This window comes from Ulvibacterium sp., assembly GCF_965228935.1.
In the GTDB taxonomy this organism is placed as follows: domain Bacteria; phylum Bacteroidota; class Bacteroidia; order Flavobacteriales; family Flavobacteriaceae; genus Ulvibacterium.
This window is the reverse complement of record NZ_OZ245846.1, coordinates 367375-381034: the sequence shown is the minus strand read 5'-3', so window position 1 is coordinate 381034 and position 13660 is coordinate 367375. Positions and strand designations below refer to the sequence as shown.

Sequence of the window (13660 nt, the reverse complement as noted above, 5' to 3'; positions counted from 1 at the left end):
TGAGATAATTGGTATTTGATCGCTTCTCATAAAAGCTTTTTATATCTTGATAGAAAGTATCCCATGCCTATGGTTACATCCTTAGTGGCTACCCAACCGGGAGTATTCATTATTAGTTTATGAGAAATCCTGTAAAATGGTCGTTCTAGAGTATAATAGTACCTTATCCGAGCAATGAGGATGAAACCACCCATTTCTAGGCTTTCGTCGATCTGGATTCAGTTGGATAAGACCGTTCAAAAGTCTTTTTGGATAAAAATAGGTCGAAAAACTGATAAAAGAATTCGAGGAAGAGATCGTTAAAGAATCCTTGACTGTCTTGAAAAACCAACCATTTAAGGGAAACGGACCATTTTCCTTTTCTGTCCTAAGAAGTTGCCATTTTAAAGTACTCTCCCCTCTCATAAAAAGTCCAATGAACAAAAAAAGTATGAAGTTTGGATATTATTTATATATTTGTATAATATATAATGTATAACTAATGGGGAACAAAGGGCTTGGCGAATTTGAGGAACTGGTACTGCTCGCCGTATGTATCCTGGACGGTAAGGGATATGGTATCTCAATAAAGAAGGAGGTCGAACGGCATTCCGGGCGGTCAATCCTATTGGGGGCGGTACATATAACGCTCTATCGTTTGCAGGACAAGGGACTGTTGCGATCGGAAATAGGTGGAAGCACGGAGAAGAGGGGGGGACGGAGCAAACGGTTTTTCAAAATAACCGATTCGGGATTAAGACAATTAAAGGCCGCACAGGAAGTGCGCCAAAAAATGTGGGAGCTCATTCCGCAATTGAAGTTTACCCTGTAGTGGAACAAAATAAAAAGAGCGGAACACCGGCCCTGGCCAATTGGCTCGCTTCCAAGTTTCTCAAGAAGGCACAACACGATGAATTCCTCGGTGACCTGGAGGAGATGTATTGGGACAGGCTGTCCAGGAGCGGAAAACCCTACGCATGCACAAAATACTGGTTGGACATGCTACATATTCTTATCGGGTTCAGCATCCTTAACCCTTTTAAAACGAACGCTGCCATGTACAAACACTATCTGATCATCGCAAAGCGGAACCTATGGAGAAACAAGGTCCATTCATCGATCAATATACTAAGCCTGGGCATCGGTATGGGCGTTTGCCTATTGATCGCGGCCTATGTTCATTTTGAGTTTAGTTACGACAGGTTCCATGACAACCTGAAGAATACCTATCGGGTCGTCATCGGCGAGACGAAGGAGGGTGGTGAAAAAGGCTCGGCCCCATATACCTCCTATGCCTTTGCGGAGACGGCGGAGGCAGAGATTCCCGAAATTGATGGTTTTGTAAGGGTCTATCAAGCAGATGAGAGTGCGGTGGTGACAAATCCCGAAATCGGGAAACCCATCGGTGAAGATGCGGCCGATTTTCTGTTCGTTGACAAAAGTTTCCTGGACCGGTTCAATTTTCCGTTGAAGGCCGGTACGCCGGAATCGGTACTGGACGGACTTTACGATATCGTAATCACAGAGGAGATTGCCCAAAAGTACTTTGGCCCGGAAAACCCCTTGGGGAAGGGCATTCGGATAGACGGGGGCAATTCTCCCGGGGACTACACCGTAACCGGTGTTTTGGAAAAACTACCGCTGAACAGCCATTTACGGTTCGATTTTTTATTGCCCCTGGAGAATTTTTGGAAAGTGGGGAACGGGGGTTCCGTAAACCGGTACGGCGGCTGGGAAAGGAAATGGTACGGCACCTATTTTACCGTGGGCGGTACCAGTGATCCGGCAATGGTCGGCGAAAAATTGGACGCACTGCTGCTGAAATACAAAGGGGAGGTAATTTCGGAGAACAGGGGCGTTGAGAAGACCGTTTTACAGCCCCTGGGCGATATTCACTTAAAATCCGGCACCTATGCCATTCCCGACTATGCGGCGAACAAGGGCAACCTGCTCAACGTTCGAATCTTTGCCTTGATCGCTTTTTTCATCCTATTTACGGCATGGTTCAACTATATCAATCTTTCCACCGCCCGTTCGATGCACCGGGCGAAGGAGGTCGGCATACGAAAATCCATCGGTGCCCAAAAAAAACAATTGGTCCGTCAGTTCCTTACGGAATCCTTTTTGGTCAATCTGACGGCCGCAATGTTGGCCCTGGGATTTGCCCTGTCGGCCCTGCCCTTACTGGGTTCCGTTATCGGCAAGGAACTCGACTACGGTCTTTTCAATAGCATGTTGTTCTGGGTCTCCTTCTTGGCCGTTGTTGTCCTGGGGTCGATTTTATCAGGGCTTTATCCCGCATTCGTATTGTCCTCCTTTAGGCCTATCAGCGCCTTGGGAGGTGGCAAATCGGCCTCGCTGGGAAACCTCAATCTAAGAAAAGGGCTCATCGCCTTTCAGTTCGTTACATCCCTTTTACTGATTGCGGGAACCTTTTTGGTATACAAACAGGTCACCTTTATGAAAAGCCAAGAGCTGGGCATGGACATAGAAAAGATCCTAGTCTTAAAGGGCCCTACCATCGTTCCGGACGCCCCAGAGGTCACCGACGGTACGGACATGGAACAGATCAGGGCATCACAGGCCTTTGGCAGGACTACTTTCGATGCTTTCAGAAGAGAACTGGAGGCCCATAGTTCCATTAGCTCGGTCACCGGTTCGAGGGCCGTTCCCGGGATGTCCCGGAATATCTCAAGACAGGACATCCGAAAGATGGGGGAACCGGAGAGTGCCGGTAAATATGGCAAGTCCTTCCCCATCGGTACGGGCTTTGTGGAAACCTATGGTCTTGAACTTTTGGCAGGAGGATCCTTTAGCGAGGACATGGCAAAGGATGAATATGTGATCGTCAACCAAGAGGCCTTGAGAGCCTATGGCCTGGGCTCCCCACGGGATGCACTGCAGGAAAAAATAATGATAGGTTCGAGACCAAGGACCATAGCAGGGGTGGTCAAGGATTTTCACTGGCAGTCCCTAAAGGACGCCCACACCCCTTATGTACTGAGGTCGGGCGGAGGTATCAATGTCTTTATTTCCGCAAAGATCGGCACTTCCGATATCGCTGTATCACTGGCCTATATCGAGAGTATCTATAACACATTCTATCCGGACAATCCCTTCGATTACTTTTTTATGGACGATGCCTTTGACCGACAATATCGGGAGGACATACAGTTCGGAAACCTGTTTTTGGGCTTTTCGCTACTTGCGATTTTTATTGGCTGTATCGGTCTTTTCGCGCTTGTTTCCTATTCGGCAAACCTTAAGATGAAGGAAATCGGGATCCGGAAAGTGTTGGGTGCGAGTACGGGCAATCTGATGCTGCTGTTGTCCAAGGAATACCTTGTGATGCTCGGTATGGCCGTAATCCTATCGATTCCCGCTATCCTGTACTTCGGAAAATTGTGGTTGGCCAATTATGCCTTTCGAACGGAGATGGGCGTCGACATCGTTCTGGCCCCGGCATTGGTACTATTTGTGATAGCCATTTTGACCGTTAGCCGGCAAACCTATTCCACAGCAACTTCCAATCCCGTTGACGCTTTGAGACCCGAGTAGTCCACAAAAAGCCTCTTGGCTTTTTTCGAGGATTTTTTAACAGTTTAGTGAAATGAACAATTCTTGGGAATCCATCACCTCTTGCCAGTAAGTCTCATTAATTCGTCGTTTTAAGGGGGTTAGTATACACTCTACTAGGAACAATCAAATCTAATTTTTTTGTTAATTACTTACTAAAATGTAGAATATATAAAATCTTTGTTTATATTTGTTCTACAATTTAGTAATATTTGAATTGGATGAACGTCATTATACAGCTAAGAAGATTTGAATATATTGAATGATTTTGATTACCCATATAACTGAAATACCATGAAAGAAACACGTTTGGGGGAATTCGAAGAGGTCGTCCTCTTGTTAGTGGGCATACTGGAACAAGAAGCCTATGCGCTCAAGGTTGCGGACGAGTTCGGGGCACAGACCGGGAGGAGCGTATCCATTGGGGCAACCCATTCCGCTTTGGATCGACTTTCCAAAAAGGGGTTCTTGACCTCTAAAATGGGCGAATCAACAGCGGTACGAGGTGGTCGGAGAAAACGTATATACACTATTACGGCCAGTGGGCAGCGCGCCCTGTCCGTATCTCGGGACCTTAAGCTGTCCCTCTGGAACCAGTATCCAGCATTTATAAAATTTGCTTTTAATGGCTGGCCGACCATCCAGTTGGACGGTAAAATATCATAGAAGATGAGAGAAATCAAAACCCTCCTGACGGCGATTACGCTACTGTTTATAACCAGTATCTATTCCCAGGAGTCCAATAAATTGTTCGATCCGGAACATTGGACCGAGCATAATTGCAAGGCCAGCTTCGAGGAAGGCGTCATCCACATTGAAAATACGGGCGGTACTGCCCTGCTATGGCTCGATGGGGTCGATTTTGGAAATGGTACCATAGAGCTCGATATAAAGGGTAATGACAAGGTGAGTTTCCTAGGTCTGGCATTTCATGGCCTGGACAATGAAAACTATGATGCCGTTTATTTTCGGCCCTTCAACTTTAAAAGTAAGGAGAAAAGTGGGAATGCGATACAATATATAGCCGCGCCGGACAATGACTGGAATATCCTACGAGAAAAATTCCCGGGGAAATATGAGAACGCCATTGATCCGATACCTGATCCCAATAGCTGGTTCCATGCTCGCATCGTAATCGACTTTCCAGAAGTCAAGGTATATGTAGACCATGCTGGGAAGGCCACATTGGCGGTCAAACAAATAAGCAAAAGAAAGAGCGGTAAACTTGGACTTTGGGTAGATTCGGACGATGGACGGTTCAAAAACCTCAGTATCGTCAAAAACAAGTGATCTGAACAATCCAGGGTTTCGCACACAAAACTAAAATTCAGGGAGTTTTGTATAGACCTCTAGACCGTGGTGAAAAAAAGGAAAATACACCCCAGACTTCCCAAACTGCTCCTGAAGCGATTGCTTAGGAAAGATTTGGCAGAGGAGGTCTTTGGTGATCTTGAAGAAAGGTTCTGCAATGTCGAGAAGGAGAGCTCGCTTTTCAGGGCAAAACTTGATTACTGGTATCAGGCCTTAAACTATTTGAGGCCCTTTGCGCTGATCAGATCAAAAACCATCAATACCATGAACTTCGGTCTGCACAAAAGCAATCTTAAAATGGGCTATCGCAGCCTGATCGGGAATAAATGGTATTCCCTGATCAATATTGGCGGCCTAAGTATAGGTCTAGCCGCATGTGTTCTGATATGTCAATATATTTATTTTGAGCTTAGCTACGATACCTTCCACAAGGGCCACCAAAATATCCATAGGCTTATCGTCGACAAGACCATGAACGGCGAAGACCAAGGCTCAATGCCCTATATGGCCCATTCGGTTGGGGCAATATCAAAGAAGGAAATCCCTGAAATTAAGGATTATGTAAGATTATATGTTTCGAGCGGGGATGCCGTGGTCACCAATCCTGACCACAATGAACCATTTACCCAAGAAGGCTCGACCATGTTTTTTGTGGACGGCTCATTTTTGGAAGTGTTCGATTTTCCTTTTTTACAAGGGAGTGCCGGTACCACCAGAGTTCTTAAGGATAAGTTCAGTGTTGTCATTACCGAAAGTACCGCCAAAAAATATTTTGGAAAGACGGATCCCGTGGGCAAAGCTTTGGATATTGAGGGAGGTCCGTCAAAAGGAACATATACGGTGACAGGAGTCTTGGAGAATCCTCCTTCCAACGGCCATTTACAGTTTGATTTCCTGTTCACACTCGAAAATTTTCTGGAACTTGGCTGGGGCGGGGCAATTCAAAGAAACTATCACATTCCCTGGTTCGCCACTTATGTAAAGCTGGATGACCGTGCTCAACTAGCGGAGGTACATCAAAAACTAGATCGGTTTATGGACGATCATAAGGGAGAATGGAATCCCGACAAAAGTGCCGAAGAGAAAATCCGTATGCAACCAATCGCGGATATCCACCTGAAATCTGAATCTTATGCTTATCCGGACTACGTAAAAAACAAGGGGGCGATCGAGTACATCTGGATTTTTGGTATCATAGCATTTCTCATCTTGTTCATCGCCTATGTCAACTACATCAATCTCTCCACTGCCCGCTCCATGCAAAGGGCAAAAGAGGTAGGTGTCAGAAAGTCGATCGGTGCCCAAAGGAAGCAATTAATTGGTCAATTTGTTCTTGAATCCGTCCTGATCAATTTCCTTGCTGCACTATTGGCCATCGTTCTTGTATTTTTGGGACTGCCATTTTTAAGTAAGACCATGGGAACTGAATTGACTTTGGGTCTGTTCGCTATCCCAATGTTCTGGGGATACTATTTGGCGGTCGTTCTCCTGGGATCTATAATCTCAGGATTATATCCGGCCTTTATACTATCGGGCTTTAAGCCTGTCAGCATAATGGGAGGAAACAAAAAGCTTAAAGCTGGAAATCTTGATTTGCGAAAGGGCCTTGTCACCTTCCAATTCCTGGTTTCTCTTTTGCTTATAGCCGGGACTTATTTGGTATATAGGCAAATAAATTATATGATGGATCAAGAGTTGGGAATGGACATCGAAAAAATCCTGGTGTTGAAAGGACCTAAAGTAATCAATGGTGATTTTCCCGATCTGGCAACTTTTCAGGCCTACATCCAACCTACCTTCAAAACCTTTACCGAGGAGCTGGCAAATCATGGTTCGATTTCCAACGTGTCCGGTTCTCGTTTCATACCTGGGCAAATCGACAATACTTCCTTGCTGATACAAAAATTGGGCGAGATTTCAAAACCTGGAAAGTATGGACGGAGTTTCCATGTGGGCCCGGAATTTCTGGAAACCTATGGTCTGGAACTGATTGCGGGAAGTCCATTTACGGCGAGACGACCGAATGAAAACATGGTGATCATCAACAAAGAAGCGGTCCGGGCATTCGGGCTGGGTTCGCCTGAAAGGGCGGTAAACGAAAAGCTCTTGGACATCGATGACGTCGATACGCTCGATATAGTAGGTGTAGTCGATGACTTTCACTGGCAATCGTTAAGGGACTCCCACCAGCCCTACATATTACAGTTCGGGAAAAATGAACGCAACTACATCTCCATCAAGATGAACGTATCGGAAGTTCGTGAAACGATTGCCCATGCAGAGAGGACATATCAAGAATTTTTTCCCGGTAATCCACTCGACTACTTTTTTTTGGAAGATGTCTACAATGGGCAATATAAGTCCGTGACGCAATTTGGAAACCTCTTCTTGACATTCGCCATTCTTACGATTTTTATTGCTTGTATAGGCCTTTTCGCAATGGTCTCTTTTTCCGTGGTCTTAAAAGTCAAGGAAATAGGGATAAGAAAGGTTCTTGGGGCCGGTACGGGCAGACTGATGTTCCTTCTCTCCAAGGAATACCTCGTACTGTTGGCAATTGCCCTACTTCTGGCAATTCCGGTAATCCTCTATGGGGGAAGGGCCTGGCTGGAAGGATATGCCTACAATATAAATCTAGGTCTTGACATTTTTATCTTTCCGGCTTTGACGATGATATCCATATCATTTCTGACAGTTGGCCATCGAATCTATTCGGCTGTCAGGTCGAATCCTGTCGAATCTTTGAAATCGGAATAGCCACGGATTTCCTTGATACGAAAGATTGATCATTCGTTTCATAAAACCAACCTATTGTAGGACTCCATCTTTTCCTCCATTTTGTTCTTTTAACTGGCCGTTTTTAAGAACTCTCAGAGAGAACACTTTCACCGTTTCTTCAATCAATACGAACAATTACTTCTAGTTCGCTCTTTCTACTTGGACTGTAACAATTGATGTCATGATTCGTCGTAAGTATAAACGGTCACTCTTCGAGCAAGACCGTTAACCTATATGAAATAATCATCATCTATATTTTCAACATGAAATCCCCTATTACCAATCTATTGACGGCAACTTTGTTTTTTGTTCTATTTATATCTACGGGTCAAGTAAGCATTGATTCCATTGCCATGGAGCCTCACGTCAAGAATGGATGGGGGTGGAGGATAGCTAATCTTGATATGGAGATTACTCTTGTACCTGATGAGGAAAAGATCCGAATCAAAGGAAAGATAACCCTAGAGCTACAAGAGGAAAATTCCCTGGGGCCTACGCTGGCAATACTTGGTTCCAATGGGGCAAGTATGAAATTTGATCAAGTATCCTCTAAAGGTGCGAAATCGATTGTTTTGAACCAACAAAATCATGCGATTCCTGATGTGACCTTGGCGCATATCAGGTTCGTAAAACCCTTCAAAAGAGAACAGAGCATAACCGTTTCCTTTTCAGTTTCCGGCAACCCAACGGATACCTGTTGTTTTGATATCAATGAAGATGGGGCGATCGGTTCATGGAACAATGCATGGCATCCCATACCGTTGTTCGATGTTCAGGGAGAAGTGTCCCTTGCCAAGACGTCGATCAGCACGGGCAAATCCGTCTTCGACCTGCCTAGGGAATGGCATGCCGTTACGGAGGGCAAACTGACCAAGATGCAAGAGTCAGGGAACAGAAGGATAGAGGTTTACCGGACATCTATCCCATTGGCCCGGTCATTCGTGGCCGGCCCTTACGATATAACGACCCGAAACGGAATATCAATATGCCGCATCACAAAAGAAGGTTCTGACCCGGAAGAGTTATTGGGGACCGTCACAGACATATTTTCCGAGTTGGAAAGAAAATGGGGTAACATTGAAAGGGAAGGATATTCCATTGTTGAAGTTCCGAATACTTTAGGGACATCAACATGGGGTGGGTCTTCCCAACAGGGAATGTTCTGGGTCAGGCCAAAGTCCCTTATGGAGAACGAAATAGCTGTTTTCGCCCACGAAATAGGTCACTTATGGTGGGGGAATATGGTCACGGCCTCAGGGGATGGATTCCTTTTATTGAACGAGGGAATAGTTCATGCCGAAGCTTGCACGTTCATGGAAACGATTCTTGATGAAGAAGCCGCTTTAAATCTTAAACGGTTTGGGGGCACTGGTGTAAACGAACTGCATACTGCTAGCGGGTATTTTAAATTATGGAGGGAAAACAAGGATATGGTGATTAGTGAAATACCATCTAACCATGATGATAGTGCAAAGGATCTTGTATGGAGCAAGGGCCAATGGTTTTTCCATATGCTTCGCTATAAAATTGGAAACAAAGTATTTTATGGAACCATGGCCTCGATCTTTGATCAGCACAGGGACAAAATATTGACCCTTAGAACTTTTAGGGACACCTTTATCGAAGCGGTACCCGGAGATGATCTTAAAAAATTCTTTAAGCAATGGCTTGACCGGACGGGAGCTCCAGTACTTTCCCATAAACTAAAGGTCAATGATAACGGTTTGGTAGAAGTGACCGTAACCCAGACCCAACCTGGTGAACCCTACCACCTTGATCTGGATATCGGATTTATCGGCAAAGACTTGGATATCGAAACCCGCACCGTGGAACTAACTGAAATGACGCAGTCTTTTGAATTTAAATTAAATGGGGTACCCGATAGTATTGAACTGGACCCCTTTAATAAACTCTTGGTATGGAAGCCTGAATATGGCCAAAATCCACTCGAACCTTGAGTTTGACCGAAGTGTAGGCATTAATAAGATGTCCATTTCGATATTTTCTTTGTTTTACTTTTATAAGAGTCCTGCAAAGCGAACCTTTCTTCGGAAACCACCCATTCTAAGAAATCCGTTACATAAACTTTCCATATAATAAAAAAATATTTACTTATGGAAAAATTTTAATTCCGTTTTGTTCATAATCTGTTCTGGAGTGTAACAAATTAGGGATTGGCGTATCTTTCAAACATGAATGAAAATCCCGTAATGAGGTTGAAAATTACACTGATTTTACTCATGTTTTTGAATTTCATCCCGAATATGGCCCAACAACGTGAAGGTCGTTTGGTACGGACAACAGATTATTTGGTAACCCTTCCATTGAAATATGATACCGTTTCCCTCAAGAAATGGCCAATACTGGTATTTCTACATGGGAACAATCCTAACCCCACCCTCGACATGGTCAAACATGATTTTATGACCGTTTTTGCAGAAAGGAATGAAGATTTCCCAATTATTCTGGTTTCCCCCGTAAACCAATACGAAAATTGGAACATCGATGTTCTCAATGATTTGTTGGACGATGTTATCGGAAAATATGAAGTCGATGAGAATAGGATTTATCTGAGTGGTCATAGCCTTGGAGGCCATGGAGTTTACGAATGGGCTTTGGAGAGTCCGGAGAGGTTCGCCGCTGTTGTGCCGATTTCAGGTTGTACGGATCTATATGATAGCAAGGAGATGAAAAAACCATGGAAATTACGGCACACACCTGTATGGATATTTCATGGGGAAAATGATGCATTGGCAGATGTCAATTGCAATATAAATGCAGCTAATGAACTTCGGAAATTCAGTAAAAAAGTTAAACTTACCATATACCCAAAGACAGGGCATGATACGTGGGTCATTCCCTTTGAGCATGACGGGGTCCATAGATGGATGCTCGATCAAAAGAGGGATGGCAATCTTGTGGATAGAGTTAAACTTGATTCTGAAACACGGAAGGCATATTGTGGCCGTTATGAGTTTGAAGTGAATCCACTGAGAAAAGATTTTATAGAGATTTACCATGAAGATGGCTGTCTGTACCTAAAGTTCAACAATGGAAAACCCGTTCCCCTATACGCCGACACCGAAACCAGGTTTTCCCTTAAAACTATGCCTGCCTATGGTGTTGAGTTTATGTTTGACAATGAAACGATATCAGGTCTTCAAATGCTGCATGAAAGGAATCCCTTTTTTAAGCGAACAGAGTGAGCACTTTTCAAATTCTTGGTAGAACTCAACTTAAGTAAAGCTTCGATATATCGGTACAGTGTAAGTTTTTGTCCCGTAATACCAACGTTTCTAGGGAATCTATTCCTTCTGCCGGAAAAGTCTCGTTAATTCGGCGATTTGTGGGATTCTAGATTTTCGTGAAGCTATCTATTCATCCCTAAGCCCATCAACAGGATTTTTGTTCGTAGCCCTTATAGCCTGACCACTGACCGTAAGCATAGCAATTACCAAAGCGGCAAGTCCGGCCCCCAGAAAGACCCAAACTTGTAAAGTCGTACGATATGCAAAACCGGATAACCAATCTTCCGCAAGTAGATAAGCTGTGGGCAATGCTATGAGAATAGAGATCAAGACAGGTTTTACAAATTCACCGGACAACATCAATGCAATCTGGGAGGTGCTCTGACCCAAAACCTTGCGGATACTTATCTCCTTCCGCCTTTTTTCAGTAGCAAATACAGCTAATCCGAAAAGGCCCAGGCAACTGATCAAAATAGCAAGGAAAGTCGCATATTTTGAAAGGGACCTTGTCCTATGCTCCAGGACATAAAAGTTGTTGTAATCATCATCCAGAAAGGAGTATTCAAAAGGATGTCCCTGGTGAAACCCCTCATAGAATTTGGTCAACATTCGGATTGCAGCCATTTCCTCCCCTTTTTTCAATCTTACCATAACATCTTTTCCTTTGGGCTCAAAACGGATGAAACAGGGCCTCATCTCATTATGCAGTGATTCAATATTGAAGTTTTTTACAACCCCGATAATCTGCTTTTCCCTATTGATGTCCCTTATTGTTTTTCCTATAATACCCTCGTATCCTATTATGTCCGCCGCAGCCTCGTTCACGATCAGCTTCTCGCCTTCATTACTATATTCCCTTGAAAAATCCCTTCCCTCCAAAAGTTCCGCCCCCATTGTTTTGATAAGGTCATAGCCGACCTGTAACCTTAGATATTCGATATCCTCGTTACCAGGTGGCATACCCTGCCAGGAAAAACCGGTGCCACCACCAACGTTCCCTACAATGCTCCCACCATAGAGGTTGGTGGCATTGACAATTCCGGGAACATTTCTTAGTTCGTTCATAAATACCTCAGGGCCAAAATCATAGCCATCCTTAATTTGAAAGTGCAGAAGATTGTCCCTTGCATAGCCCAAGTTTCTTTTTTGGGCATATTCAATCTGTTTGTTCATGACCAAAAACGCGACAATGAAAACAACAGAAAGGCTAAATTGGGTTATGACCAGGCCCTTTCGAATCCATTGGCCCCTTAGTGCAGTGTTATTTTCCCCTCTCAAAGCAGAACTTGGATGGAACCCTGAAAGATAGAATGCCGGATAGCTTCCGGAAATGAGCCCTGTGGATAGGACAATCGCCATGATGACCAGGACGGTACCGGAATCAAGGGCAAAATTGAGGTTCTTTTCAATAATCCCATTGAATCTAGGCAGAAACAAAATTACAAGTACCACAGCTAAAGCGAATGATATTATCGACATCAATATGGAATTGCCCAAAAACTGTCTGCCCAAAATGACCCGGTTTGCCCCCATTGCCTTTTTAATCCCGATTTCCTTCATTTTTCTTGAGGCCTGAGCGGTGGACAGGTTCACGAAATTGATGCAGGCAATTACCAATATCAAAAGGGCTATTATTGAAAACAACCGAACGTACAAAACCCTTCCCCCGGTCTGTTTGCCATTTTCGTAACGACCATAGAGGTATCCCTCGGAATATTTTCTGACAAACAATGTGCTTTCAATAGTTTCCCTGCCTTTCGATTTCAGGTAGCCGAAAATCTTTTCATTGAAACGGTCAACGTTTGTTCCCTTTTTGAGGATTAAATATACTTTGGCGCTATCTCCCGTCCATTCTTTGACCCAATTTGCATATGAGGATAGAATTTCAAAATTGACCACAAAATCAAATTGGGCAGTTGAATTAGAGGTCACTGTCTCAAAAACACCGGAGACCTGGAAGGTTTCTCCATACAGTTCCGGGGAAGCCCTTAAACTTTTGCCGACAACATTATCGGTTGTTCCGAAAAGGCTGGTGGCCAATCTTTTTGAAATTACAATCGAATTTTTGTCCTCTAGCACCTTCATGCCGTTCCCCTGAACCAGATCATACGAAAACATTTGGAAAAAGTCCCTTCCCGCGAACAGCCCACCGGCCTTTATTTTCTTATCACCGTGAACCAAAATTCCTTCACAGGATATGTCCCTACTGTTGACCTGCGTGGCGTACTCGACTTCGGGCATTTCCTCCGTAAGCGAAGCTGCCAATAGGGACGGAGTGGCCGTGTCCGTCACGATCCCATCGGGGAAATGGTAATTTATCATTACCTGATATAGTTGGTCGTCACTTTCATGGAACTTGTCCATACTCAACTCATCGTGCACCCAAAGATATATAAGCAGGACACTGGCCAAACCCGTTGATAGACCGAGGATGTTGATCAAAAAGGTATTTTTGTTTTTTTTGATGTTTCGAAAGAACTGCAGGAAGTTGTGCCTTAACATAGTTTGTATAAGTATTGTTCGAATTACCGCAAAGACCCACTACGTATAATCCTAATATTTCAACTAAAAGATGACTTTGAAGGATTCCATCAAGTTCCAAGCCAAGAACATAATCACATCGTATTCAATTAGTTAGCTTTTATTTCTAAAATATCTGCTCCTTCTTTGTAAATATTTTGGACATCAAAATGTCCAAAATATTTACAATTATAGAAAGGTGGTTTTGAACAGCGTCGATAAAACCCTTGAATTAGGATTGCCCCATA

8 protein-coding genes are annotated in these 13660 nt (G+C 44.0%); 7 read left to right on the top strand and 1 reads right to left on the bottom strand.

Going from position 1 to position 13660, the window contains the following annotated elements:
• Positions 1 to 481 precede the first annotated feature (481 nt).
• The 7 genes from ACO06Y_RS01675 (at position 482) to ACO06Y_RS01645 (ending at position 10850) form a co-directional block, all read left to right on the top strand.
• Complete coding sequence (locus ACO06Y_RS01675; RefSeq protein WP_422082089.1) at positions 482 to 811, top strand: PadR family transcriptional regulator; 330 nt, start codon at positions 482 to 484, stop codon at positions 809 to 811.
• The gene (locus tag ACO06Y_RS01670) at positions 811 to 3537 is read left to right on the top strand and encodes an ABC transporter permease (protein WP_422082088.1); all 2727 of its coding nucleotides are present in this window, start codon (positions 811 to 813) and stop codon (positions 3535 to 3537) included. Before ACO06Y_RS01675 ends, ACO06Y_RS01670 begins: the two co-directional genes overlap by 1 nt.
• 312 nt (positions 3538 to 3849) lie before the next feature.
• Positions 3850 to 4221: a PadR family transcriptional regulator gene (locus ACO06Y_RS01665; protein ID WP_422082087.1), complete on the top strand. Its 372-nt coding sequence runs from the start codon at positions 3850 to 3852 to the stop codon at positions 4219 to 4221.
• Positions 4222 to 4224: 3 nt separating this feature from the next.
• Positions 4225 to 4845 (top strand): family 16 glycoside hydrolase, encoded by a 621-nt coding sequence (locus ACO06Y_RS01660; protein WP_422082086.1) that lies wholly within the window; start codon positions 4225 to 4227, stop codon positions 4843 to 4845.
• A gap of 69 nt (positions 4846 to 4914) precedes the next feature.
• Complete coding sequence (locus tag ACO06Y_RS01655; RefSeq protein WP_422082085.1) at positions 4915 to 7623, top strand: ABC transporter permease; 2709 nt, start codon at positions 4915 to 4917, stop codon at positions 7621 to 7623.
• A 284-nt stretch (positions 7624 to 7907) separates the two neighbouring features.
• Complete coding sequence (locus tag ACO06Y_RS01650) at positions 7908 to 9602, top strand: M1 family metallopeptidase (RefSeq protein WP_422082084.1); 1695 nt, start codon at positions 7908 to 7910, stop codon at positions 9600 to 9602.
• 252 nt (positions 9603 to 9854) lie between these two features.
• Positions 9855 to 10850 (top strand): prolyl oligopeptidase family serine peptidase, encoded by a 996-nt coding sequence (locus ACO06Y_RS01645; RefSeq protein ID WP_422082083.1) that lies wholly within the window; start codon positions 9855 to 9857, stop codon positions 10848 to 10850.
• Between the two features lie 168 nt (positions 10851 to 11018).
• Here ACO06Y_RS01645 and ACO06Y_RS01640 read toward each other — a convergent pair whose 3' ends face one another.
• Positions 11019 to 13334, bottom strand: a complete 2316-nt coding sequence (locus tag ACO06Y_RS01640; RefSeq protein ID WP_422082082.1) for an ABC transporter permease — start codon at positions 13332 to 13334, stop codon at positions 11019 to 11021.
• Positions 13335 to 13660 lie beyond the last annotated feature (326 nt).

Excerpts from the sequence above, each read along its gene's own strand:
- ACO06Y_RS01675 (WP_422082089.1), top strand. The coding sequence starts at position 482 with ATGGGGAACAAAGGGCTTGGCGAATTTGAGGAACTGGTACTGCTCGCC.
- ACO06Y_RS01665 (WP_422082087.1), top strand. The coding sequence starts at position 3,850 with ATGAAAGAAACACGTTTGGGGGAATTCGAAGAGGTCGTCCTCTTGTTA.
- ACO06Y_RS01660 (WP_422082086.1), top strand. The coding sequence starts at position 4,225 with ATGAGAGAAATCAAAACCCTCCTGACGGCGATTACGCTACTGTTTATA.
- ACO06Y_RS01650 (WP_422082084.1), top strand. The coding sequence starts at position 7,908 with ATGAAATCCCCTATTACCAATCTATTGACGGCAACTTTGTTTTTTGTT.
- ACO06Y_RS01645 (WP_422082083.1), top strand. The coding sequence starts at position 9,855 with ATGAGGTTGAAAATTACACTGATTTTACTCATGTTTTTGAATTTCATC.